Genomic DNA, 495 nt, shown 5'->3' on the forward strand with positions numbered 1-495 from the left:
CTTTATCTCAGCTGTCTACCTTAGAGCAGAAAGATTTATCATTTAGTTTTCAGTACTTCCAAATTATTGCCGGTGAATTAACTCTGCCTGAAAATTTTATTCCTGAAACTATTAATGTCGCTGCGATACTGCCAAAAAGTAAGTGGCAGAAATACAATCGTGTCGACCACAGTTATCCATGGCTAAAAAGTATAGATAATATTACACAGAGTCAGCCATAATACTTGACTAAAACAGTCAAGTTTAAGATAATTACCCTAGTTAACCTGTTTTAAGTTGAGTTTTATGTCAAATCCTGAATTACCTATTAAATTTTCCGACGCTGCGGCGACTAAAGTATTGACGTTGATCACTGAAGAAGAAAACCCAGACTTGAAATTACGTGTTTATGTTACGGGTGGTGGCTGCTCTGGTTTTTCGTATGGTTTCACTTTTGATGAAAAAGTCAACGACGGTGATATGACGATAGAAAAAAAAGGCGTTACTATGGTAATC

General features: G+C 36.2%; 2 protein-coding genes. Both read left to right on the top strand.

The genetic code is table 11. The features are described 5' to 3' along the window. Window positions 1-221 (top strand): DUF6776 family protein (locus tag H4J50_RS19115; protein WP_404842760.1); only part of this gene is annotated, 221 nt, incomplete at its 5' end. 64 nt (window positions 222-285) lie between these two features. Continuing rightward, window positions 286-495 (top strand): iron-sulfur cluster biosynthesis family protein (locus tag H4J50_RS19120; protein WP_310733289.1); only part of this gene is annotated, 210 nt, incomplete at its 3' end.

The sequence above is a fragment of the Colwellia sp. 6M3 genome, from assembly GCF_014077595.1.
GTDB lineage: Bacteria > Pseudomonadota > Gammaproteobacteria > Enterobacterales > Alteromonadaceae > Cognaticolwellia.